The sequence below is a fragment of the Pedobacter sp. SL55 genome, assembly GCF_026625705.1.
GTDB lineage: Bacteria > Bacteroidota > Bacteroidia > Sphingobacteriales > Sphingobacteriaceae > Pedobacter.
Map to the genome: position 1 here is coordinate 1653438 of NZ_CP113059.1, position 23182 is coordinate 1676619.

A 23182-nucleotide genomic window follows, 5' to 3' on the forward strand; every position below is an offset into this window, starting at 1 on the left:
CTTATTAACGTATATTTGCCTTTATGACTAAAGAACAGTTGCAAGATTTAAGAGATAGATTAGTTTCTCTGAGGGGGTATCTTTGACGTTGATGAGCTTTTATACCAAATAGGCGAGGAAGAAAAAATTACACTCGACCCTAACTTTTGGGATAATCCGAAAAAAGCCGAACAAGTTTTGGCTCAAATTAGTAGTAAAAAGAAATGGACAGAAGGTTTTGCACAGGCTAATGCGGCTTATGAAGATACGGCAGTGCTCTATGATTTTCAACAAAGTGGCGATGCTACAGAAGAGGAAGTAGAGGAACAGTTTACATTGGCATTAAAGCTGGTAGAAGAGCTGGAACTGAAAAATATGTTGAGCAGCAAGGAAGACCAACTGAATGCGGTTTTGCAAATTACTGCTGGTGCCGGTGGTACCGAAAGCTGCGACTGGGCAAGTATGCTCATGCGAATGTATTTGATGTGGGCAGAAAAGAATGGCTACAAAGTTAGCGAGCAAGATTATCAGGAAGGGGAGGTTGCTGGGGTAAAAACCGTTACTTTGGAGATTACTGGCGAATTTGCTTACGGTTACCTGAAAGGCGAAAATGGTGTACACCGTTTGGTGCGTATTTCTCCATTCGATTCGAATGCCCGTCGTCATACTTCTTTTGCTTCGGTGTATGTTTATCCGTTGGTAGATGATACTATTACGATAGATGTTAACCCTGCTGATATAGAATTTGAAACTTTTAGGGCTGGCGGTGCTGGTGGCCAGAACGTAAATAAAGTAGAAACGGCGGTGCGTTTGTATCACAAGCCATCAGGTATTATCATTAAAAACCAAGAGTCGCGATCGCAGTTGCAGAATAAAGAAAATGCTATTCGTTTATTGAAATCGCAATTGTATGAAATTGAAATGCGCAAACGCATGGAAGCTACGGCGGCCATTGAAGGTAGTAAGATGAAGATTGAATGGGGCTCGCAAATTAGAAGTTATGTGCTAGATGATAGGCGTGTAAAAGATCATAGAACCAATTACCAAACCTCTAACCCTGATGCGGTGCTAAACGGCGATATCAACGAGTTTTTAAAGGCGTATTTGATGGAGTTTTAAGATTGTGGTTAGGTACTAGGCATTAGGAATTAGGTGTTAGTTTTTAGAAATAGTTTGATAATAGCAATAAAATACTGATTTTTAGGATTTGGCAACAACAATACAAGAATTGAGCAATGAAACAATATAAAGCTTTAAGACTATTAACTTTTCTTTTATTTGCAATTATGAGTGCTAATGCTCAACAGGCAATTTCTTTATATGGAGGCGTTATTCCGGGAGCCAAGCCTACACCGATAGATTATGTGGAAGAAACCACCACTCGCGAAGATAAAGTGGTAAGGGTAAGTATGGTTGCTAAACCCCAATTGTACGTATATCAGCCAGCAAAACCAAGTGGCGCTGCGGTAATTATTTGCCCAGGCGGTGGTTATGGCATTTTGGCCATAGATAAAGAAGGACATGATGTTGCTAAGAAATTTCAGGAAATTGGCGTAACCGCTTTTGTATTAAAATATCGTTTGCCTAGCGATTTAATTATGAAAGATAAAAGCACTGGCCCGCTGCAAGATGCTTTGCAAGCGATTTACTTAGTTAGAAAAAATGCCTCAGTTTGGGGGATAGATGTAAACAGGGTAGGCATTATGGGCTTTTCTGCGGGTGGCCATTTGGCTTCTACCGCCAGTACCCACTTTGCCGATATGAAAATCGAAAACCAAGAAAATATCAGCTTACGCCCTAGCTTTTCTATCTTGATTTATCCGGTAATTACCTTTGGTCAGTATACGCATGGTGGCTCTGTAAAGAATTTACTTGGCGAGGCACCTACAGAAGAACAAAGGAAATATTTTTCTTCGGAACGACAGGTAACTGCACAAACACCTCCGGCTTTTTTAGTACACGCTAACAACGATAAATCTGTGCCAGTTCAAAATAGTTTAAGATACAATGAGGCTTTGGTAAAAAATAACGTGGCTGCCGAGTTGCATGTTTACCAAGCAGGTGGGCATGGCTTTGGCCTTAACAATAAAACTACCGCAGACGATTGGTTTGAGCGTTTAAAAAATTGGCTAAAGGCTAATAAAATCAACTAATTGGAAGCTGCCAGGTAGCCTAAAGCCTGCTTAATCATTGGGTCGCTTTGGTTATGTGCTTTGTAGTAACCATTGTCGCCCAAGTAGTATTTGTAAAGCATTAGTTTCAGGTTTTTGTAGATCAATGGTTTAGCTTGAATAAGCTGCTTGGTATCGATAACAATTTTTTTACTTTCCGCGTACTTCAAAAAGTCAACATAATCTTTATCCGAAATATTGAAAACAGCAACTGCTCTGTTCAAATATTCTTGGGTATATCTATCGGCTAAAGTTTCAAAAACAAAATCTACAAAAATATTTTTTTGTAATAAGCTAGCGTAAAATTTGTTGTAGCCAAGTGTGTCTAGTTTTACATAGATATCTGGCTGTATGCCGCCGCCAGCAAAAACTTTTTTTCCATCTTTGGTAATATAAGGCATGTTGTTCATTAGGCTATCAGCCTTGTTGGATTCTGCGGTAAGTTCGCCGGTGTTTAGTCTTTCTTCAATTTCTCGCTGATAGGCTTTGTAGCCTTTTTTATAAGATTTTTGAATACTTCTGCCTAATGGGGTGTAGTAACGGGCAATGGTTAGGTTAAGTGCCGAGCCATCTTCAAAAGCAAATTGTTCTTGTACCAAACCTTTACCAAAAGAGCGGCGGCCAATAATAACGCCTCTGTTTAAATCTTGTATAGCACCCGCAAAAATCTCACTAGCAGATGCAGAGTTTTCATTAATTAGAACAGCTAGTTTGCCTTGTTCAAACTCTCCGCCGCCAGTAGTGAAATAATCTGTACGTGGGTCGTGCTTGCCTTTGGTGTAAACAATTAGTTTATTCTCTGGCAAAAATTGGTTAGCTAAAGAGGTTGCGGCGGTTAAATATCCGCCACCGTTATCTCTTAAATCTAAAACCATTTTTTTCATACCTTTTGCTTTAAGATTTTTAACAGCAGTAGTAAAATCGGTATCTGTTGTTGCGCCAAACTTGCTAATTCTAATGTAAGCTGTTTCTTGGTTAAGCATATAAGCGGCATCAATACTGCTTACTTCAACTTTTCCACGTTTCACATTTAGTGTAACCGGGTTTGTATTGCCGGGATGAAGCACCGTTAATTGCACTGTAGTGCCTTTTTTTCCCTTAATTCTACCCATCATTGCAGAGCGAGGTAGCATTCTGCCGCTTACCACGGTGGTGTCTACTTTCAAAATTTTATCACCTTGTTTAATGCCGCTTAAAAAAGCTGGCCCGTCTTTAACCACATTGGTAACCAACAAAGTGTCGTTTAAGATGTAATATTCTACACCTACACCTTCAAAATTGCCTTCTAAGGTTTCAGATAGTTCAAAAGCTTCGGTGGGAGGTAAATAGGCACTGTGCGGATCGAGCTGGTGTAAAAGACTGTCTATCGGCAAATGCTTTAAGCTGTCGGCATTAATATCATCAACATATTTTTTTTTAATGATATGGATGATGTCTTCCACCTTTGCTTCTTCGGTATTGGCATACCTCATATCATCTTGTACCTTGAAGCCTTGGTTTTGTAAGAGTTTGTAACCCAAATACATGCCACCAATTAACGTTACGCAATAAGCTAACGCAATCAATAAGTTGGTACGGGTATTTTTTTTCATCAGTTTTGGATGCAACAAAGTTATGAAAATATGTGTCTTATTTAGGAAAACGTCTAATCAACAATTTAGTTTTTTAATAATTATTGCCGATATTTGAAAACTCTTGCAAGAAATTGCGGTAATGTGCAAATTTGTGAGACGAACACGCTAGTAAAAATATAAATGAAAAGAGTAACCGAACAAGAGTCTAACTACAAGGATATCGATAAGATGTCGGTAATGGAGATTTTGACAGGCATTAATAATGAGGATAAATTAGTTCCTCTGGCTGTAGAAAAAGCATTGCCTCAAATAGAAAAATTGGCTACAGCAGTAGCAGAAAGAATGAAGACGGGCGGGAGGTTGTTTTATATTGGTGCTGGCACAAGTGGTCGTTTAGGTGTGGTAGATGCCTCTGAGTGTCCGCCAACCTTTGGTGTACCTTTTGACTGGGTGGTGGGTATCATAGCGGGTGGCGATACAGCCATTCGTAAAGCAGTAGAATTTGCCGAAGATGATGCCGAGCAGGCCTGGAAAGATTTGCAAGAGTACGAGATTAGCGAAAAAGACAGCTTGATTGGTTTGGCGGCATCGGGTACTACGCCTTATGTAGTTGGGGGCTTAAATACTGCCCGTAAACATGGCGTGCTAACAGGTTGTATCATTTGTAACCAAGGCGGCCCAATAGTTGCCGAGTCTGATTATCCAGTAGAAGTGGTAGTAGGCCCTGAGTTTTTAACGGGATCTACACGTATGAAATCTGGAACTGCGCAAAAATTGGTGTTAAATATGTTGAGCACCACGGTAATGATCCAGTTAGGGCGTGTGAAAGGAAATAAAATGGTGGATATGCAATTAACTAACCATAAATTGGTAGATAGAGGTACCCACATGGTAATGGAAGAATTAAACATTGGCCAAGAACAAGCCGCAGAATTGCTAATCAAATACGGAAGCGTACGTAAGGCTGTAGAAGCAAGCAAATAGATTTACGAATTACGATTTTAGAATTACGATTATTGGGTGTAGAAATCTAAAATCGTAATTCTAAAATCGTAAATTTGTATCATGCATGAAATAGAACCATATTATCAGTGGAGAGACGACTACATTGCCGCTGAGGATGAGCGTTCGCCGTTTTACAATACAGAGTATTCAGAATTTTACTACGATAAACAGCTTTATAACTATCTCATTCATCCCCAATGGGATACCTTTGGCTCTAACACCCTTTACATTAAAGTGCTCTACGCCGATTATGATAGGCAGTATGCCATTATAGAGCTAATGGGCGAATGGAATGATACCATCAACAATGATATCATGATGTTAAAAAGGGAGATTTTAGAGTTGATGGTTGACGAAGGACTGAATAAATTTATCCTAATTGGAGAGAACGTTTTAAACTTCCATGCTTCAGACGATAGCTATTACGAAGAGTGGTTTCAGGATGTAGAAGATGGTTGGATTGCAGGCATCAATTTCAATGAGCATGTAATCCGCGAGTTCCGTGAAAATAGTATCGATTATTACATCAACTTTGGTGGAGAACTAGATGATTTGCACTGGCGCAAGCTTAAGCCACTTCAATTTTACAAAAAAGTTGAAGAACTTTTGATCAAAAGGTTAAACTAAAATTGTATTTTTATCCGTTAACCAATTTAAATTAATGATGGAACAACAAAATTATCAATATCAGAACGATTCAGTTTTTGTACAAGAGAAATCAGTTGCTAAAAAATTCTTCGCTAACGTTTTCTTATGGATGTTTGTGGCTCTTGCCGTATCAAGTGTTGCAGCTTTTGGATTAGTAAATTCTCCAGGAATATTATCTCAATTGGTAAGCGAGAGAGGTTTTACAGTACTTGGTTACATCGCCATATTTGCACCACTTGGCTTAGTAATGCTAATGGGGGCAGCAATGCAAAGACTTTCTTACCCAGCGTTAGTAGGTATTTTCTTGCTTTACTCTATTTTAACTGGCGTGATGTTGGGCTTTGTTCTATTAATCTACACAGCAGCTTCTATTGCGATATGTTTTGCTGCAGCAGCTATCATTTTTGCAGTTATGGCAATTATGGGCTACACTACTGATGTAGACTTAAGTAAATTTGGTCCTATCTTAATGGCTGGTGTAATTGGTCTAGTGGTGGTAAGCATTATCAATATGTTTATTGGTAGCGATACTTTAGGCTATATTTTGGGCTTTGTAGGTATTGCCATTTTTACTGCTTTAACAGCTTACAAAGTACAAGAAATTAAAAGAATAGGCGAAGGTTTAGATGAGAATGGAAACGAAATTGCCTTAGCTGATAGCAAAAAGCTAGCTTTGATGGGCGCTTTATCACTTTACATTACATTTATCAATTTATTTCTTTCTTTATTGAGAGTGTTCGGAGACAGAAGATAATCCGCTTAAACAAAATTTTATATCGAAGGCCATGCAATTTTGCGTGGCCTTTGTAATTTTATTTGGTTGTGACACTGATATTTTTGGAAATGATAAGCGGATGTTGCACCTTTGCATTGCTTATTAAGAAAGATGGAGGGAATAGACCCAACGAAGTCTTAGCAACCTGTGCCAACAAGGTGCTAATTTCTAATCTCAGCAGTGGCGAGAGAAGATAAGTTTAAGGGAAGGCCAATTCCAATACTTTTAGAGTAAGCTAATAGATTTGAGTAAAGCGTATTGCGTATTGCGATATGTCTCTATACGCAAATCTCTATACGCAATACTGAATGAGTAGCATTAGAGAAGAACTAGAAAAACGTATTTTAATTATAGATGGTGCCATGGGTACCATGATACAGCGTTACACCCTAACCGAAGAAGATTTTAGAGGCGAGCGTTTTGCTAATCATCCCTGTGATGTAAAGGGGAACAACGATTTGTTGAACATTACCCGCCCTGATATTATCAAAGCTATTCATACCGAATATTTAGCAGCAGGGGCCGATATCATCGAAACCAATACCTTCAGTACGCAACGTATTTCAATGGCAGATTACCAAATGGAAGAGCTGAGCTATGAGTTGAGTTACGAAGGGGCGAGAATTGCCAAAGAAGCAGCCTTGGAGTTTATGGCAAAGCATCCCGATAGGAAATGTTTTGTGGCTGGTGCCATTGGCCCAACCAACCGTACGCTTTCATTATCTCCAGATGTAAACGATCCGGGTTTTAGAGCCATTTCTTACGATGAACTTTTTGATGCCTACTATGAGCAGATTAGAGGTTTGGTAGATGGTGGCTCGGATGTGCTATTGATTGAAACCATATTTGATACTTTAAATGCAAAAGTAGCCATTGCAGCCATTAAACAATATGAGGAGGAACTCAAGTCCCGCCCCTTAGGGGAGGGATTTAGGGAGGGGCCGCTCGAAATCATGATTTCGGGAACCATTACTGATGCTTCGGGAAGAACTTTATCTGGTCAAACGGCAGAAGCATTCTTAAACTCTGTAGCACACGCCAATCCCTTAAGTATTGGTTTTAACTGTGCTTTAGGAGCGAAAGAAATGCGTCCGCACATTGAGGAATTGGCGGCAAAAGCCAATTGTTACGTTTCTGCTTATCCAAATGCGGGTTTACCTAACGAGTTCGGCGCTTACGATGAAATGCCTCATGAAACGGCGCATTTAGTAGATGATTTTATCACCTCTGGTTTTGTAAATATTGTGGGTGGTTGCTGCGGTACTACGCCAGACCATATTGGCTGCATCGCCAAAAAAGCAGCGGCGGCACAACCAAGAAAAATTCCAACCATTGCTCCGTATTTACGCTTAAGTGGTTTAGAGCCCGTAACCATTACTCCGGAAAGTATTTTTGTGAATGTGGGAGAGCGTACCAACATCACAGGTTCGCCGAAATTCTCTAAATTAATTTTAGGCGGAGATTATGAAGCTGCTTTAGCTGTTGCCTTGCAACAAGTAGAAGGCGGTGCGCAAATCATCGATGTAAACATGGATGAGGGGATGATTGACAGTGAAGCGGCAATGACCAAATTCCTGAATTTAATTGCTTCGGAACCTGATATTGCCAAATTGCCTATCATGGTCGATAGTTCTAAATGGACGGTAATTGAAGCGGGTTTAAAATGTTTGCAGGGAAAAGGCATCGTTAACTCGATATCCTTAAAAGAAGGCGAAGAAATTTTTAAAACCAATGCACGTAAAATTATGCGTTACGGGGCTGCGGTAGTGGTAATGGCTTTTGATGAGCAAGGTCAGGCTGATAATTACGAACGTAGAGTAGAAATCTGTAGTCGTAGTTATAATATCCTAGTGAACGAGATTGGATTTCCCCCACAGGATATCATCTTTGATCCTAACATCTTGACCGTAGCTACGGGTTTAGAAGAGCACAATAATTATGCGGTAGATTTTATTGAGGCTACCCGTTGGATTAAACAAAACTTACCTCACGCTAAAGTAAGCGGCGGGGTTTCCAATATTTCATTCTCTTTCAGAGGAAATAATGTAGTGCGTGAAGCCATGCACTCGGCATTTTTGTACCATGCTATCCACGCTGGTTTGGACATGGGAATTGTAAATGCGGGGATGCTAGAAGTTTATCAAGAAATTGCACCTGAACTTTTAGAGCGTGTAGAAGATGTATTGTTAAACCGTAGAGATGATGCAACTGAACGTTTGGTTGAGTTTGCAGAAACAGTAAAAAATAAAGGAAAAGTTGTTGTTAAAGACGAGGCTTGGCGACAAGGAACCGTTGAAGAGCGTTTATCTCATTCATTAGTAAAAGGTATAGTTGAGTTTTTGGATGATGATGTTGAAGAAGCCCGTCAGAAATATCCACGACCAATTCAGGTAATTGAAGGTCCGTTGATGGACGGAATGAACATTGTTGGAGATTTGTTTGGCGCCGGAAAAATGTTCTTGCCGCAGGTGGTAAAATCTGCTAGGGTAATGAAAAAAGCGGTGGCTTATTTGTTGCCGTTTATTGAGGAGGAGAAAAAAGCCAACCCTGATGCCGCACAAGGCTCGTCGGCCGGTAAAATCTTACTCGCTACTGTGAAGGGCGACGTACACGACATCGGAAAGAACATTGTAGGGGTAGTGTTAGCTTGTAATAACTTCGAAATTGTAGACATGGGCGTGATGGTACCTGCGCAGGAAATCATCAAAAAAGCCAAAGAAATTAATGCTGATATCATTGGTTTGAGTGGGTTGATTACGCCATCACTGGATGAAATGGTTCATTTTGCCAAAGAAATGGAACGCGAAGGATTTACCATTCCTTTAATTGTGGGCGGTGCAACTACTTCTAGAATACATGCTGCCGTGAAAATTGCACCTAATTATTCTGGTCCGGCAATTCACGTGTTAGACGCTTCGCGAAGTGTAACAGTTTGTAGCACCTTAATGAATGGCGAATTACGTGACGGATATATCTCGCAAATTAAAGCTGAATATGATAAAGCCCGTGAAGCACATTTGAACAAGCGTTCGGATAAGCGTTTCAAAACTTTAGAAGAAGCGAGAGCTAACAAGTTTCAGATAGATTTAACACAAGTTGCTCCTGCGCCAAAATTTACAGGCACAAAGGTATTGGAAGATTTTCCTTTAAAAGAGTTACTTCCTTATATCGATTGGACGCCATTTTTCCATACCTGGGAACTGCGTGGTAGTTATCCTCGAATTTTTGAAGATAAGAATGTTGGCGACGAAGCAAAGAAATTATTCACTGATGCACAAACTTTGTTGAAACGTATTGTTGATGAAAAGTTATTAAAAGCAAAAGCGGTGTTCGGTTTTTGGCCAGCGCAAGCCATAGGCGATGATATAGAGTTGCAGGTTTCGGGTTACGAGTTACGAGATAAGCCAGACTCGCAACTCACAACTCATAACCCAAAACTCGTAAAAATACACACCTTGCGTCAACAGGCAGAGAAAGTTGATGGTCAGCCGTATTATGCACTGGCTGATTTTATTGCACCACAAGGAAGCGGTAAACAAGATTATTTCGGTGGTTTTGCTTTAACTGCGGGTATCGGTTGTGATGAATTGGTGGCCGAGTACGAGAAAAACTTTGATGATTACAATAGTATCATGGTTAAAGCCCTGGCAGATCGTTTAGCCGAAGCTTTCGCCGAAAAATTACATGAGTTGGTGCGTAAAGATTACTGGGGTTATGCAAAAGATGAGCAGTTAAGCAACGACGAATTGATTAAGGAACAGTACGCAGGTATTCGTCCTGCACCAGGTTATCCTGCTTGTCCAGAACATACCGAAAAAGGAACTTTGTTTGCCTTGCTAGAAGCGGAACAAAAAATTGGTTTGCGCTTAACAGAAAGCTATGCGATGTATCCAACTGCCGCAGTAAGTGGTTTCTATTTTTCGCATCCAGAGTCTAGATATTTTGGGTTGGGGAAAATAGGGAAGGACCAAGTGGAAGAATATGCAGAGCGTAAGGGAATGAATTTGGAAGAAGCGGAACGGTGGTTGGCACCTAACTTAGCTTATTAACCCCCCGACCCCCTAAAGGGGGAGGGCATAAACATAATAAATAAAAAGCCCCTTTAGGGGTTTGGGGTATGAAGATTACAGAACACATCAAAAATGCAAAGGGTAAGACCTTATTCTCTTTCGAGCTTTTGCCGCCAATTAAAGGGCAAGGTATAGATTGGATATACAATGGAATAGAGCCGCTATTAGAGTTTGAACCACCATTTATAGACGTAACTTCGTTAAGGGAAGATTATATTTACAAAGAGCATCCCAATGGCTTGTTGCAAAAGGTATCTTATCGTAAACGACCTGGTACTATTGCCATTTGTGCAGCTATTATCCATAAATATAAAATAGATGCCGTACCACACTTAATTTGTGGTGGTTTTACCAAAGAAGAAACTGAGAATGCATTAATTGATTTACAGTTTTTAGGTATTGATAACGTATTGGCTTTGAGAGGCGATGCACGCAAAGCGGATAGCTCTTTTGTGCCTACACCAGGCGGCCATGCTTATGCTACAGATTTGATATCACACATCAAAAACCACAATGAAGGTAAATTCTTGCACGAAGATGTAGAGACTTTTAAAAGTGATTTTTGCATTGGCGTTGCCGGATATCCGGAGAAACATTTCGAGGCGCCGAACTTAAATACAGACTTCAAATACTTGAAGCAAAAAGTAGACTTGGGCGCTGAATTTATCGTGACACAGATGTTTTTCGATAACCAAAAGTATTTCGAATTTGTACAGAAATGTAGAGATAACGGCATCAATGTACCCATTATTCCGGGGTTAAAGCCTATTAGCACTTTGGGTCAAGTAAACGCTTTGCCTAAAATTTTCCATATAGATTTACCTGATGAATTAACCGAGGCGTTATCTACAGCTAAAAATAATGCAGAGGCCAAGGAAATTGGTACGCAGGCGATGATTAAACAGTGCAAAGAATTAATTGAATTTGGTGCGCCTGTACTGCATTTTTATACCATGGGCAAACCAGACCAAACTAAAGAAATTGCTAAAGCAGTTTTTTAGATCGTAAGTGTTTGTTTGCGAGTGGTTAGTTAGCCAAAATTGCAGTTGATGCGGCTAAAGCCTCTTAACAAATAGTCTACAATCCGTTGGCTAAAGCCAAACGGGAATGAAAATATGCGCTCCCTTTAGCCAAGATTTCAAATTAGTGATGTTCGAAACTTTAGTATTTGTGCTGTTGGTTTGTTGCCGTCTGCTTTAGCAGACGGTTCATAGATGTAAAGATAAAGGCTTTAGCCAAAATTGTAGCTAAAGCCCTAACGCATTGTTTCCAAACCTTTGGCTAAAGCCAAACGGGAATAAAATATGTTCTTCCGCCATCCGAAGTAACAAATTAGGGATGTTCGAAACTTTAGTATTTATACTAGCGGTTCATTGCCGTCTGCTTTAGCAGATGGTTAATGGATGTAAAGAAAGAGGCTTTAGCCGCATTAAAGGCTAAAGCCTTAATAAATCGTATTCACTCCGTTGGCTAGAGCCAAACGGGAATTAGAATATTACTCTTCCGTCAGCCAAGATTTCAAATCTATGCTTTTTTGTTTCGAAGATTATTCTCTTAGCTTTTTTCGTAATAACTTAATTAAAAGTATCATGATGTAAAAAGTTAAGCTCATGAAGACTAGGCATAGTATACTCCAAATGAGTAAGCCTGTTTCTGGTATTAAAAGATCCATATTAAAGCGTTTTTTATTCTGGCAATTTAGGAGGCATAATTTTTTGCACTTGTGTGCTTATCGATTTTAAAAAAGCCTCTAGTTGCTGTTGTTCGGTTAAAGTTAAGTTTAATTTTTTTAACATTGCCGATTTTGGATTTTTTAACGAATCTGGAATGACGTGTGCTCTTTGATAACTGATAGGGTTGCCTAAATTGTAAAACTCTATCACATCTTTTAACGAAGGGAAATTGCCATGGTGCATCCACGGGCCAGTAATGTTGGTTTCGCGTAACGATGGTGTTTTAAACGAGCCAATATCCTTTAAATTTTTGGTAAGATTATACTTTCCCCTGTCTTCCATGCGGCTACCTAACAAGGCCTGGCCATCATTATGAAATTTATTATCGCTAAACAATGGTGTGTTATGGCAGTTAATACATCCCGCTTTGGTGCGGAATAAATGTAGGCCCATCACTTCGTCATCTTTCAATATTTTGCTGTTGCCTTTTACAAAAGAATCGAAACGACTGTTGGTGCTTACAATGCTCCGTTCAAAAGTAGCGATGGCCTTCTGTATCTTATCTAAAGTAATTTCTTCACTACCAAAAGCTTGTGCAAATAAAGGCCTGTAGCCAGCAACTGCTGCTACATTTTTTACCATAATGGTTAAATCGGTAGCCATTTCTACGTGGTCTTGTACCGGAAATTTCGCTTGGTCTTCTAGGCTTGTTGCACGCCCATCCCAAAAAAACTTTTCATAAAAAGCAACGTTAATTAAGGTCATAGCGTTACGTTTGCCCGTTTGCCTGCTGTGCCCGTAAGCTACACGTCTGCCATCGCCCCAGCCCAGTTCGGGGTCGTGGCACGAGGCGCAGGCAATTTGTCCAGAAACAGATAATCGTGGGTCAAAAAACAAGATTTTCCCCAACTTTTGCTTCTCTTCACTAAACGGGTTATTTGCAGGGTAAGTTGGTCTGCCCAGGTAGCCAATGTCTTTAAAGCCAGGTTTGGCTTCGTCATGTAACTCTGGCTTGGGCCACTTGGTAGGGTCGCCACTGTAAAGCGCTCTCAGTTGTGCTATAGTGTAGGCTTTTTCCTGCAAAAAAGCAGAGCTGCCTACAAATACAACCAAAATGGTGGCGAGTATGATTAATCTTTTCATTTTTAGGGAATTATAAGGTAAGTGCGTTAGGGCTTAATTTGTATTGGAAAGTTCTGCTGGTGCCACCAATGGCGGTTTCGTTAAAGGTAACTTTTAAGTCAATTACTTTAGAAGTTTCATCATAAGTACCGCTACCGCTGATACCAATGGTAATGGTTTGTCCGGCGGTTGATTTTTTTAGGATGACGTCTTGAGTTTTTACTTTTACGATACCTGTTTTGGCACCTTCATAATCGGGGAAAAACTGCAAAACTTGGTCTGCATTAATGCCCACGGTTTTAATGGCCGTAGTACCTGTGTAGGCCGAATATAGTTGTACCATATCAAACAAAGGCACGCCGCTATCTGCAACGTAAGGGTTGGTAAAACCAATAAAACTGGGGTCGCTGCTAGAAATAGTAGAAAAATGTGAGCCAATTCTTCTGCCCCAAATACCCGTGGCAGGATCTTTCCTATAAACATACATTTGATAATAAGCTGTTGACTGATGAAAAACTGCAATAGCCGAAGATGATGCAGTGGCAACAGGTTGATCTGGATATAAATCTGCTTTGGCGGCAGGTTCATCTTTCTTACAGCCACTCAAAATAATTAGACTAATAAGTATGGAGAAAATATTTTTCATGTTGTTTAGGGTTAATAGCCAGGGTTTTGTTTCATGTTTCGGTTAGCGTTAATGGTATTGGCAGGAAATGGCATAATCAGCCTGTCGTCGTTAGTCAACAAATTTTTAACTACTGGTGTAACATCTGCTCTGTTAATGTCTTTTTTACGGCGCATTAAGTCGAATAACAAATTGCCTTCAAATGCCAATTCTTTTCTTCTTTCTAAAAGTACAGCATCAATTACGGCATCTTTAGTAGTTAAGTTTAGTGTGGCTGCACTGGCATCTGCTCGTTTTCTAATTAGGTTTAAATCGGCATTGGCTACGGTAAAATCTGGTGAGGTTTTTTCTACGGCAGCTTCTGCTCTAATTAAATGCAGTTCGGATAGACGCAATATTTTTATAGGTGTAGCTAAAGTGCCACCACCTTGATATTTTTTAGTGAAGGCGTAGTTTACCCCGCTAATATCAACTCTGTTAAACATAGTGCTGATATTTCTAACATCGGTTTCACTGTATAAGCCAGTTAAATCTAAAGTTGCGGCGTACATTCGGTACGATGAAAGGTTGGTGCTTTCGTAATAAGCCCCTAAGCTAGTGCCGCTAAAAACAGTTTCTATAGCCAATTCAAAAATCGATTCGCTTGAAGGTACACGACCAGTCCAGCTGGTAACATAGTTGGCATTGGTAAGTAGTGTGTACTGTTTGCTTTTAATTAGCTCATCTGCCAGTTCAAAGGCCTTATCCCAATTGTTTTGGTACAAATATACTTTTGCTAATAAGGCTGTGGCCGATGCTTTGGTAAAATAGTTTTGCTTGGTACCACCATTTAATACACCAACATTGGTGTCGTCAAAAGCGGCTATGGCTTCGGTTAAATCGGTAACAATGGCATTGTAGGTTTGTGCAACGGTAGCTCTGCTTGGTGCAGGGTCTGAGTACAGCTGCGGGTTTAAAATTAGCGGAATGCCCAAATGCGAACCGTTTGCGGTAAAGTTAAATGGTCGGGCGAAAATCCTTACCAAATCAAAATGTATGAGTGCCCTAATGGCTTTAGCTTCGGCTACAATCTTTATTTTTTCTGTAGCGGAGCCAGCCGCAGATGGCGTGTACTTAATTACGTTGTTAACGTTGTTTAGCTCGCTATATAACGCCGAATAAGTGGCATTAAGGCTCGATTCTTGTGCATCTACGGTGGCTTCGTAAACATCTTCGAGCCTAATATTGGTGTTTTTGCTAAACTTAATGTTACCCGCCAATATTTCTGGGTAAACCATGGTGTTTTTGTTGTAGTGCTCTTCGTCTAACAAAGCTTTATACGAGCCAGCCAAAGCAGATTTTGCACCTTGTACATCTAAGAAAAGATCTTCTATAGATAATTTATCGGTAGGTTCTTTATCCAGTAGTTTTTCGCAAGAGCTAAGTGCCACTAGCGCTACAAAAAGAAGTATATAATATTTTTTCATCGTATTTGATTTATTGAATGCGATTGATTTTATCATGATAATTATAAGCCAATTTTAACGCCAAAAGTAAATGCCGAGGTTTCCGGAAATCTAAATCTTCTTTCGGCTATGCCGTTTCTGCCCTTGGTTCCCGCATCTTTATACACATAAAAAAGATTGGTTGCATTGGCAAAAAGGTAGGCTCTATCTAAGGTTAATCTGCTAGCTAACTTTTTAGGTAGGGTATAGCCCAAGGTAACGTTGGCTAGTTTTAAATGGCTGGCATCGTACAGGTAGCGAGATGAGTTAGCTACAATGCTGCGGGTAATGAGCAGCCTAGGAATGTCGGTAATATCCCCAGGTTTTTGCCAACGGTCTATCAGGTTTACACTTTGGTTTCTATTCTGTAGGTTTCTGCCATCAGATTCATCTGCATAATTTACAAATACATCAGCACCGTAGGTATATAGGATGTTGAACGAGAAGTTAAAATCGTACAAATTAAAGGTATTGATAAAACCTCCTTGAAAATCGGGTAGTCGGTCTCCTAAAACTATAGTATTGCCAATTGGTAAAGCATTAATTTCTGCGGCAGTTCTAATTGTACCATTGTTATCATAAAACATTTCTGCCCCGTTATCTGGATTAACGCCTGCCCATTGGTAACCATAAACGGCCGAAGTGCTATTACCCACTTTTAAGGCGGCGGCGTCTACAGCGGTAGCATACAACGAGGCAAATCCATTGTTAAATGAGGTGATCTTGTTTTTGTTGCTACCTAAATTAAATGAGCTAAACCAGTTAAAGTTCTTTTTGCTAATTACAGGTGTATTGATGCTTAACTCGAAACCTTGGTTGCGCATTTTGCCTGTGTTGGCAGAAATATTGGCAAAACCTGTTTCTAAAGGCACGGCAACGCTAGAAATTAAATCTACAATGGTGTTATTGTAATACTCTGCCGTTACTTGCAATTGGTTAAATAAAGTAAGATCTAGGGCGGTGTTAAACTTGAAGTTTTTCTCCCAACCTAAATCTGGGTTAGGTGCGCTGCTTACATCAGGAAAAGACGATACGTTGCCATTATAAGCGTTTCCGCTTTGCGTACCAAAACTATACAAGCCTCTGGCTGCATAAGTGCCAATTCTCGAATTTCCGGTAGAGCCAAAGGTAGTTCTTAATTTAAGGTGGTTAATTACTTTGTTGCCTTTAAGGAAATCTTCGTTGCTAATTACCCAAGCTAAACCAATTGAACCATTTAAAGCTACTTGTTTATCGCCCCCAAAAATGGATGACTTGTCTATACGCCCGTTAATATTGGCGTAGTATTTTTTCTTGAAATCGTAACCCAGTTGCGAGTAGTAAGAAATGGTAGCATCGGAGTTGGTAGAGGAGGCCGAAGTTTGGATGGCAGCCATGTTGAGTACCCTATATCTATCAAAGCTAAAACCAGAACCGCTACCCCTTAGCAAGTCGGTTTTTTTATCGGTAACTTGTGTGCCTATCAAGAAATTTAGGGTGTGTGCCTCTTTAAAGGTTTTATCATAGGTGGCCTGTATAAAACCAGTATAGCTAAGGTAATTACGGTCGTAAATAGTTAACCTGCCGTTGGCATTTCTTCCAGTAGCATTTTGTGCCGATAAAAACTGGGTTTGTTTGTTTTGGTAATTATCTGCACCTAAGGTTGCCGAAATGGCAATTTCATCGGTAATTTTGTAACTACCATTTAAGTTACCCATTAATTGCAAGCCTTTGTCGCTATTTTGGTTTTGGGTAAGAATAGCCAGTGGATTTGGTACGCCAAGTATATCTTGGTAAGTGCCATCTTCGGCAACGGCCGCAATGTTTGGTGGTAAAATAACACCTCCATAAGCAGATAAAGTGCTAGATTGTGTATACGTAGGGCTCAAGTTAAAGCCAATCTTAAGCTTGTCGTTTACTTGTTGGTCTACCCTTAAACGGAGATATACTTTTTGTAAATCGTTACCTAACGAACTTGCCTTTTGGTCTCTGTAGCCTCCAGAAATTCGATAGGTTGTTTTTCCGGTTCCTCCAGAAACATCTAAGTTTAGGTTTTGATATACTGGGGTTCTGGTGGTTAAATCAAACCAATCTGTGTTGATATCGTTGCGCCCGGCAAGTTGTGTAGCGTCGGTAACCGAACGACCGCCGTTAATGTAAGTTTCTCTCAGTAAGCTATAATACTGTGGGCCACTTAACCATTTAAACTCGTTGATAAACCTTGAAATACCCGTATCATATCCAACATTGAGCCTAGTTTTTCCGGCCTCGCCCGCTTTGGTGGTAATAATAATTACACCGTTTGCAGCATCTGCACCGTATAAAGAAGAAGCCGTGGCATCTTTAAGTACCGAAATACTTTTAATGTCCTCCGGGTTAACGTTAGAAAGTGGGTTTAAGTAACCTTCGCCGTTAAATACCGAGGCTTCGTTACCGCGTTGCTGCTCGTAAGCAGGTATGCCGTCTATCACATATAATGGTTGGGTAGAAGTGCCTCGGCTTCCGCCAATATTGGGTAAAGATCCCTGGCCTCTAATGTTAATTTTTACGGGAGTATTAAGCTCGGTAGTAGTTTCTACGTAAACTCCCGCAATCATTCCTTCGAGCAATTTATCGAAACTTTCTATAGGCCTGTAGGTTTGTAATTGCTTGCTCGAAAGTTGCGATATACTACCTACTACATCTTCTCTGCGTTTTTCTTTAGTATATGAGCTGGTTACCACTACTTCATCCATCCCAAAAATGTCATTGTCCATTTCTACTTTAAAAAACGTTTGCTTACCAATAGGCAGCTCTTTGGTTAACATGCCTATAAATACAAATTCCAGCACAGCCTTTTCCATATTATCGCCTATTAAGCGCAAGGTAAATTCTCCGTTGGCGTTGGTAATGGTTCCTTGTCGGCTACCTTTTCTAAAGATATTTACACCTGCAATAGGCAAACCATCTTGTCGGCCAGTAACCACGCCAGTAATTAGTTTAACCTGCGGGGCAGTTTTTTTAATCCCTTTTCTAATGGCAATATTGTTACCATCTATGCTAAAATCTAAATTGGTTCTGGTAGCTAATAGTGCTAGTACATCTTGTAGCTGGTCTTTGATATTTAAGGTAACCAGTTGCGAAAGGTCTACTTCTTTTCGGTCGTAATTAAATGTTAGTCCAGTTTGGGCTTCAATATCTTTAATAACCGAAATTAAAGGCTTTTGGCTGGTATTAACGGTAATTGTTTTACTGTTGCTTTGCGCCGGTGCAGTAAATGCGCTAAGGCTTAGCAGCAGTAATAGCAGTAAATAGTTGTTTAGGTAAGTTTTCTTCATTTTATGGTTTTAGAGTTATGGTTTTGTTGTTGATTTCGTAATTGATGCGTTTAGCAAAGCAGATATTTTTGATGATGCTTAGGTAATCGGTTTTAGTAAAATTTCCCGAATATTTCCAATCGCTGTTGCCCGTTTTATTGATAATTGTTACGCCGTAAGCATTGTAGAGCTTAATGGCTATGTCTTCGAAAGAGGCATTTTCGAAATTGAGGGTGCCGGTTTGCCAAGCGGTTATTTTTTTAGCGTCGAAAGAAGTGGTTTCGATTTGGTTACTTGCGGCATTAAGCGAGGCCATTTGGTTAGGCTTTAAAATAGTTGTTTGCTTTTTGTTGGTAGGCTGTACCGCCACGCTGCCCTCTACCAAAGCTACAGTAACTTGCCTAAGGTTTTTATAGGCCGATACATTAAATTTTGTGCCCAAAACAGTAGTTTTTAGCTGACTGGTTTTTACTGTAAAGGGCCTGTTTTTATCTTTTGCAACTTCAAAAAAACCTTCGCCTATTAGGCTAACTTCTCGCTTTAGTTTGCCAAAATGTTTTGGATATTTTAGGCTACTGTTACTGTTTAATGATATTTTTGTGCCATCTTCTAGTACGATGATCGCTGTTTTTCCGTAGCTGTTATAATAAGTAATGATACCTTCTTTATAAGTTGTTTTGTTAAAAAGATAGAGGGTTGCCGAGCAGATGATGAGTAAAGATACGGCAATGGCAATTCGAGAATAATTAAATAATTTTTTAGCATAGCGAGGTTTAGCTATTGGTTCAGCTTTTTTACCATCAATAAAATCGTCGAATTTCTTAAATGCACTATTCAATTCGGTATCGTTAAGCTGTAGATGCAGTTTAGCCAGTAAAAGTTCTGCCTTGTAAATTTCATCTAGTTTTTCTGGGTGCAGGCTAATCCAATTTTGCCAAAAAGTAATGGCCTCACTATCTGTTTGCAGATAATAGGCAATAAAAGTTTCGTTTGCTGCAAAATCTTCAGCAGAGTAGAGGTTAAAATTCATGTTTAGTTTAGTTAGGTTTGGCTTTTAAGGGCCTACACAACTAAGAGCTAAAAACATCTTTTTTTTACCAGATAAAAATGAAAAAAAGTGGTGTAAATTTTTTAAAAAACTGATTTTCAGTAATATATTTTTTAAAAATGCTTTGTGTTTAATCAGTTTTTTGATATTTGTTGCCAAAGTACCTTAAAACTTTAGCAGATCTCTTAATTTGGTAATTGCCGTATGTACGTGGTTGTAAACAGTGCGAGGTTGAAGGTTTAATTTTAGGGCAATGGCTTGATAGTCTAATCCCTCAAAAAACCTTAGTTTAATAATTTCTCTTTGGCTAGCTGTTAATTGTGCTATGCCTAACCTAAGTTCGCGTTTACCAGCTTCATCTTGTTGGGCTGCAATTAACAAGTCTTCGTAAGAAAATTCGATGAGGCTTTCTGTTTCCGTAAGATCATCCATGCTTTGGGTAAGCAAACCTTTTTTTAGCTGTTTTAGCAATTTGTTTCGCAAACAGATTTTTAGGTAGGCCAAAACTTGGCTTACTTGTGGTAGGGTGTTTTGCTTTTCCCATAATTCGCAAAAAAGTTCGTGAATGCCATCTTGCGTTTGTTCCTTATCTGCAATTAACCGAAAGCCATAGGCATATAGCTGCTGGTAGCAGCACTGATACAAAGTTTTCATGGCTAGTGTATCACCTTTACGAATTTTATCCCAAAGCTCGGTATGCATAATCTTGGAGACAAATATAAAAATTCCCTCCTTTTGTTTAGAATAATTCTAAATAGATTGTTGTGGATTAGTTGTTTTTTGTAAAAGTAATGAGATAAAAGAACTTTTTCGCAAAGCGGTGTGTTGTTATTACAGATAAATGATTTGTGCTTATTTACAATCTCTTATATTTGCGTCAATGAAAAAGCAAAAATTCATTAGCCTGTTAATGCTTAGCCTACTATTTTTGTTGGCTGTGGTTTATATTGCTCATGTTTTTGCGCCCCAAACTAAGGCGGCCGTGCACGCTGTACTTACAGATACCAATGACGACAATACAGACAGTGGCGAAGAAAATGTAAAAGAAGCTTCTCATCATCTTTTCTTGGCTGAAAAATCACTGTATTACTTGAAACCAATGGTGGTTTCAATAGTTAATTTAGCGGGCTATATTTCGAAAAAGCTACCAGAAGCTTATCTTCAATTGAACACACCTCCGCCAGATTTTGTTATTTCTTAGCAGAAAAATAAATCAATACCAATTTTCTTAATAATAAATGTACAGAAATGAAGCTTTTAGTGGGTAACATCACGTTGCTTCCATTTCAAATTATGAACAAATTTTACGATGAAAAAAACACTTTTATTAGGTGCTATTGCTATGGTTGGCTTTGCCCTAAACACCAACGCTCAAACAGTTAAACAAACCGAAATTACTTCTATCAGCAACTCGTTAAACACGGTTTTAAAGCTAACTCCAGTTAATTTTAGCTACGATAAAGATTGGGCTAGCAAATTAAAATTAAGCACGCAAAAACAAAGCGGATTTGCGGTAGAAGAAGTTGCTAAAGTTGCTCCAGAATTGGTAGTTAACCAACAAAAAAGCTACACCGCTGGTAAAAATAGCACCAAAACGGCTACCGTGCCAATGGTAGATTATGAAACACTTATTCCTCTTTTGGTAGGCAGTATTAAAGAACAACAACAACAAATAGAAGCGCTGAAAAAGGAAATCAGCACTTTGAGAAAATCTAAATAGCGTGAGTACGGGTTAAGTATCTTTACAATTCTTTAGAAATTCGCATTGAACGTATTTTTTTTAGCTCGGCGCCGCTGGGCTTTTACTTTTTGACCGCAAAAAGTAACAAAACCGGAGTTTACGGAGCTCATCAGCTTTGCTGATAAACTCTCAGTTGCTTATTTTTCTTTCAAAGAATGTGCCTTGGCTTATTGCTGCGTCCCGAAAAATAAGAGACCGAAAATGAGCTGAACGAAGATTTGAAGCTCTATCGCTAGCAAATAGCATAATTTTCTTATCCCGAACTCACGTTAAATAGCAAATAGAAATCCCGATGAAAATCGGGATTTTTTTTGGAGATATATGTTTTTGCGACTAAATGAAGTATTTTGCAGATGTTTGCGGTATTTAGAAAATTTAATGCTATTACTGAATGTAAATCCAAATATCATGTTTAAAAAATTACTTCTCGTTTTTCTTGTTTGTGTATCATCACAACTGAAAGCTCAGATTAATAATGGGCCAAAAATACAACGCGAATTTAGGGCAGCTTGGGTGGCCAGCGTTGCAAATATCAATTGGCCAAGTAACCCAGGCTTAACTACGCAGCAACAGCAAGATGAGGCTATCGCTTTGTTAGATATGCTGAAAAAGAACAACTTTAATGCAGTAATTTTTCAGATTAGACCTCAGGCAGATGCCTTTTATAAAAGCAGCATTGAGCCGTGGTCATATTATTTAACGGGTGTACAAGGGCAAGCGCCAAATCCGTATTATGATCCTTTAGAGTTTTGGGTAAATGCGGCTCACGAACGTGGCTTAGAGTTGCATGTTTGGTTAAATCCTTACAGAGCACACCATACAGCTGGCGGCCAAGTGAGCGAGTTTTCTGTAGTGAAAAAATATCCCGATTTGGTGGTAAAATTAAAGCAAGGTTATTGGTGGTTCGATCCAGCTAAAAAAGGAACGCAAGATTTGGCTTCATCTGTAGTAAAAGATATCGTTAAGCGTTACGATATTGATGGTGTACACTTTGACGACTACTTTTATCCCTACGCAGAATACAATGGTGGCGCCGATTTCCCTGATGATGAAAGTTATGCCGCTTATCAAAGCAAAGGTGGTAAATTATCTAGGGGCGATTTTCGTAGAGATGCTGTGAACAAGTTTGTTGAGCGTGTTTACAAAGAGATTAAAAAAGAGAAAAAACATGTGAAATTTGGTATCAGTCCTTTTGGGATTTGGCGACCAGGCTACCCAGAGTCTATTAGAGGAATGGACCAATATGATAAACTTTATGCAGATGCAAAACTGTGGCTAAACAAAGGTTGGATAGATTATTTTATGCCGCAGTTATACTGGCAAATCAATAATATTCCGTTGAGTTTTCCTGTTTTGTTGGGATGGTGGCAGAGCGAAAATATGAAAGGACGACACTTATGGCCAGGCTTAAACAGTGGTATTGGTGGTGGCGAAAAAAATAGCGACGAAATCATCAACCAGATTATGATTTCGAGAGGTATTACACCAAAATCGCCAGGTGTAGCACATTGGAGTATTGGCGCTTTAACCAAGCACGAAAGTTTAAGGAACGATTTGCTAGCAGGACCGTACAAAGAAGAAGCTTTAGTGCCAGTTTCGCCTTGGCTAGATAAAAAAGCACCGCAGGTGCCTTCGGTTACCCAGGAAGATAGAGGTGCTGACATCTACATTAAATGGACACCAGAAGATGCAAGCGATGTTTTTAAGTACGTGGTTTACGCACAATATGGTGATAAATGGACGTACAGGACACTAAATGCGAAGAGTAGTTTCTTTCAGGTGGCAAAAGTAGCTGAAGTAAATCCAAAAACTAAGGCAACTGCACCGTTGAAAGCAATTAAAGTTACTGCGGTTGATAGAGCTGGGAATGAAAGTGGGGGAGAGTTAATGGCAGTAAATTAGCTATTGCTTTATCCGCGAAGTGCTACCGTATGATTTTTAATTGGGTTGTTCGAAACCTTAATTTACTGTATAGTCGAAATTAGATGATGT

17 protein-coding genes and 1 riboswitch are annotated in these 23182 nt (G+C 39.5%); of the genes, 10 read left to right on the plus strand and 7 right to left on the minus strand.

What is annotated here, in order from left to right; genetic code table 11:
- Positions 1-23 precede the first annotated feature (23 nt).
- Positions 24-1098, plus strand: a protein-coding gene (gene prfB / locus OVA16_RS07550) for a peptide chain release factor 2 (protein ID WP_267764610.1) whose coding sequence is annotated in 2 segments (ribosomal slippage) — positions 24-83 and positions 85-1098 — 1074 coding nt in all. Because the reading frame shifts where the segments join, the coding sequence is not laid out codon by codon here.
- A 116-nt stretch (positions 1099-1214) separates the two neighbouring features.
- Positions 1215-2132 carry an alpha/beta hydrolase gene (locus OVA16_RS07555; protein WP_267764612.1) on the plus strand — a complete coding sequence of 306 codons (918 nt, stop codon included), beginning with the start codon at positions 1215-1217 and terminating at the stop codon, positions 2130-2132.
- Here OVA16_RS07555 and OVA16_RS07560 read toward each other — a convergent pair.
- Positions 2129-3742 (minus strand): S41 family peptidase, encoded by a 1614-nt coding sequence (locus OVA16_RS07560; RefSeq protein ID WP_267764614.1) that lies wholly within the window; start codon positions 3740-3742, stop codon positions 2129-2131. The two genes, OVA16_RS07555 and OVA16_RS07560, sit on opposite strands and share 4 nt — an antisense overlap.
- Positions 3743-3904: 162 nt before the next feature.
- Between OVA16_RS07560 and murQ the strand changes: the two genes are divergently transcribed.
- From murQ to OVA16_RS07585, 5 genes are all read left to right on the plus strand, one after another.
- Complete coding sequence (gene murQ, locus OVA16_RS07565; RefSeq protein ID WP_267764615.1) at positions 3905-4708, plus strand: N-acetylmuramic acid 6-phosphate etherase; 804 nt, start codon at positions 3905-3907, stop codon at positions 4706-4708.
- 81 nt (positions 4709-4789) lie between these two features.
- Positions 4790-5356: a hypothetical protein gene (locus OVA16_RS07570; protein ID WP_267764616.1), complete on the plus strand. Its 567-nt coding sequence runs from the start codon at positions 4790-4792 to the stop codon at positions 5354-5356.
- Positions 5357-5390: 34 nt separating this feature from the next.
- Positions 5391-6131 (plus strand): Bax inhibitor-1 family protein, encoded by a 741-nt coding sequence (locus OVA16_RS07575; RefSeq protein ID WP_267764617.1) that lies wholly within the window; start codon positions 5391-5393, stop codon positions 6129-6131.
- A gap of 117 nt (positions 6132-6248) precedes the next feature.
- A riboswitch (SAM riboswitch) is annotated at positions 6249-6352 on the plus strand.
- A 108-nt stretch (positions 6353-6460) separates the two neighbouring features.
- Positions 6461-10201, plus strand: a complete 3741-nt coding sequence (gene metH / locus OVA16_RS07580) for a methionine synthase (RefSeq protein ID WP_267764618.1) — start codon at positions 6461-6463, stop codon at positions 10199-10201.
- A 68-nt stretch (positions 10202-10269) separates the two neighbouring features.
- Positions 10270-11223 (plus strand): methylenetetrahydrofolate reductase, encoded by a 954-nt coding sequence (locus OVA16_RS07585; protein ID WP_267764619.1) that lies wholly within the window; start codon positions 10270-10272, stop codon positions 11221-11223.
- A gap of 684 nt (positions 11224-11907) precedes the next feature.
- Here the strand turns inward: OVA16_RS07585 and OVA16_RS07590 are convergent.
- The 6 genes from OVA16_RS07590 to OVA16_RS07615 form a co-directional block, all read right to left on the minus strand.
- Positions 11908-13038 (minus strand): cytochrome-c peroxidase, encoded by a 1131-nt coding sequence (locus OVA16_RS07590; protein WP_267764620.1) that lies wholly within the window; start codon positions 13036-13038, stop codon positions 11908-11910.
- A gap of 10 nt (positions 13039-13048) precedes the next feature.
- Positions 13049-13663 carry a hypothetical protein gene (locus OVA16_RS07595; RefSeq protein ID WP_267764621.1) on the minus strand — a complete coding sequence of 205 codons (615 nt, stop codon included), beginning with the start codon at positions 13661-13663 and terminating at the stop codon, positions 13049-13051.
- Between the two features lie 11 nt (positions 13664-13674).
- The gene (locus tag OVA16_RS07600; RefSeq protein WP_267764624.1) at positions 13675-15108 is read right to left on the minus strand and encodes a RagB/SusD family nutrient uptake outer membrane protein; all 1434 of its coding nucleotides are present in this window, start codon (positions 15106-15108) and stop codon (positions 13675-13677) included.
- 41 nt (positions 15109-15149) lie between these two features.
- Positions 15150-18422: a SusC/RagA family TonB-linked outer membrane protein gene (locus OVA16_RS07605; protein WP_267764625.1), complete on the minus strand. Its 3273-nt coding sequence runs from the start codon at positions 18420-18422 to the stop codon at positions 15150-15152.
- A gap of 1 nt (position 18423) precedes the next feature.
- On the minus strand, positions 18424-19431 hold the full coding sequence (locus OVA16_RS07610; protein ID WP_267764627.1) for a FecR family protein: 1008 nt from the start codon (positions 19429-19431) through the stop codon (positions 18424-18426).
- A 183-nt stretch (positions 19432-19614) separates the two neighbouring features.
- Entirely contained in the window at positions 19615-20103 is a 489-nt protein-coding gene (locus tag OVA16_RS07615; RefSeq protein ID WP_267764628.1) for an RNA polymerase sigma factor, read from the minus strand.
- A gap of 226 nt (positions 20104-20329) precedes the next feature.
- Here OVA16_RS07615 and OVA16_RS07620 point away from each other — a divergent pair, with 226 nt between their 5' ends.
- The 3 genes from OVA16_RS07620 to OVA16_RS07630 all read left to right on the plus strand — a co-directional run bounded on the left by OVA16_RS07620 (position 20330) and on the right by OVA16_RS07630 (position 23092).
- Entirely contained in the window at positions 20330-20650 is a 321-nt protein-coding gene (locus tag OVA16_RS07620; protein WP_267764629.1) for a hypothetical protein, read from the plus strand.
- 108 nt (positions 20651-20758) lie between these two features.
- Complete coding sequence (locus OVA16_RS07625) at positions 20759-21169, plus strand: tail fiber domain-containing protein (RefSeq protein ID WP_267764630.1); 411 nt, start codon at positions 20759-20761, stop codon at positions 21167-21169.
- A gap of 399 nt (positions 21170-21568) precedes the next feature.
- The gene (locus OVA16_RS07630) at positions 21569-23092 is read left to right on the plus strand and encodes a glycoside hydrolase family 10 protein (protein WP_267764632.1); all 1524 of its coding nucleotides are present in this window, start codon (positions 21569-21571) and stop codon (positions 23090-23092) included.
- Positions 23093-23182: the final 90 nt, after the last annotated feature.

Excerpts from the sequence above, each read along its gene's own strand:
- OVA16_RS07620 (WP_267764629.1), top strand. The coding sequence starts at position 20,330 with ATGAAAAAGCAAAAATTCATTAGCCTGTTAATGCTTAGCCTACTATTT.
- metH (WP_267764618.1), top strand. The coding sequence starts at position 6,461 with ATGAGTAGCATTAGAGAAGAACTAGAAAAACGTATTTTAATTATAGAT.
- OVA16_RS07630 (WP_267764632.1), top strand. The coding sequence starts at position 21,569 with ATGCTATTACTGAATGTAAATCCAAATATCATGTTTAAAAAATTACTT.
- murQ (WP_267764615.1), top strand. The coding sequence starts at position 3,905 with ATGAAAAGAGTAACCGAACAAGAGTCTAACTACAAGGATATCGATAAG.
- OVA16_RS07600 (WP_267764624.1), bottom strand. The coding sequence starts at position 15,108 with ATGAAAAAATATTATATACTTCTTTTTGTAGCGCTAGTGGCACTTAGC.
- OVA16_RS07585 (WP_267764619.1), top strand. The coding sequence starts at position 10,270 with ATGAAGATTACAGAACACATCAAAAATGCAAAGGGTAAGACCTTATTC.
- OVA16_RS07570 (WP_267764616.1), top strand. The coding sequence starts at position 4,790 with ATGCATGAAATAGAACCATATTATCAGTGGAGAGACGACTACATTGCC.
- OVA16_RS07575 (WP_267764617.1), top strand. The coding sequence starts at position 5,391 with ATGATGGAACAACAAAATTATCAATATCAGAACGATTCAGTTTTTGTA.
- OVA16_RS07555 (WP_267764612.1), top strand. The coding sequence starts at position 1,215 with ATGAAACAATATAAAGCTTTAAGACTATTAACTTTTCTTTTATTTGCA.
- OVA16_RS07560 (WP_267764614.1), bottom strand. The coding sequence starts at position 3,742 with ATGAAAAAAAATACCCGTACCAACTTATTGATTGCGTTAGCTTATTGC.
- OVA16_RS07595 (WP_267764621.1), bottom strand. The coding sequence starts at position 13,663 with ATGAAAAATATTTTCTCCATACTTATTAGTCTAATTATTTTGAGTGGC.
- OVA16_RS07625 (WP_267764630.1), top strand. The coding sequence starts at position 20,759 with ATGAAAAAAACACTTTTATTAGGTGCTATTGCTATGGTTGGCTTTGCC.
- OVA16_RS07605 (WP_267764625.1), bottom strand. The coding sequence starts at position 18,422 with ATGAAGAAAACTTACCTAAACAACTATTTACTGCTATTACTGCTGCTA.
- OVA16_RS07590 (WP_267764620.1), bottom strand. The coding sequence starts at position 13,038 with ATGAAAAGATTAATCATACTCGCCACCATTTTGGTTGTATTTGTAGGC.
- OVA16_RS07615 (WP_267764628.1), bottom strand. The coding sequence starts at position 20,103 with ATGAAAACTTTGTATCAGTGCTGCTACCAGCAGCTATATGCCTATGGC.
- OVA16_RS07610 (WP_267764627.1), bottom strand. The coding sequence starts at position 19,431 with ATGAATTTTAACCTCTACTCTGCTGAAGATTTTGCAGCAAACGAAACT.